The following is a 661-nucleotide window of genomic DNA, read 5'->3' on the forward strand; positions in this document are numbered from 1 at the left end:
CGGCGTGGTTCAGTGAAATCGAGAAATTCCCCGGTGCGGTACTGCAATACCACTGGCCGTATGTCAGAAATCTGGGGGATATGACCCGAATTCCCGCCATGATTGCCGAAAATCAGGCCGATGCGCCGGATATTCTGGTCGGCGGGACACCCTGTCAGGCGTTCAGCATTGCAGGCCTGCGTAACGGGCTGGGCGATGAACGGGGACAATTAACCTTATCATTCGTGGAGTTGGCAAATGTCATTGATTCAGTCAGAGCAGCAAACGGCGAACAGCCCAGTATTATCGTCTGGGAAAATGTCCCCGGCGTTCTGTCCAGCAAAGACAATGCCTTTGGCTGCTTTCTTGCAGGACTTGCCGGAGAAGATGAGCCGTTGCAGCCATCAGGGAAGAAATGGACAAACGCGGGTTATGTGTCTGGATCACAAAGAACTGTCGCCTGGCGAGTGCTGGACGCTCAATATTTCGGAGTGGCCCAACGACGCCGACGTGTGTTTGTTGTCGCAAGTGCTCGAAACGGCTTTTGTCCCGCCACGGTACTTTTTGAGCCAGGCGGCGTGCGCCGGCATTCTGAACCGCGCAGAACGGCGGGGAAAGCAGTTGCCGGAAATGCTGGAAGCCGCGCTGTTATCGGTAGTCACTGGGACTCAGGGCTAAACCC

General features: G+C 55.7%; 1 protein-coding gene. It reads left to right on the forward strand.

Annotated features, from left to right (window positions below):
• The coding region (locus NXS07_RS20615; RefSeq protein ID WP_258087587.1) for a DNA cytosine methyltransferase at positions 1-661 on the forward strand (661 nt) is incomplete at both ends.

This window comes from Xenorhabdus bovienii, from assembly GCF_024721015.1.
Lineage (GTDB): Bacteria > Pseudomonadota > Gammaproteobacteria > Enterobacterales > Enterobacteriaceae > Xenorhabdus > Xenorhabdus bovienii.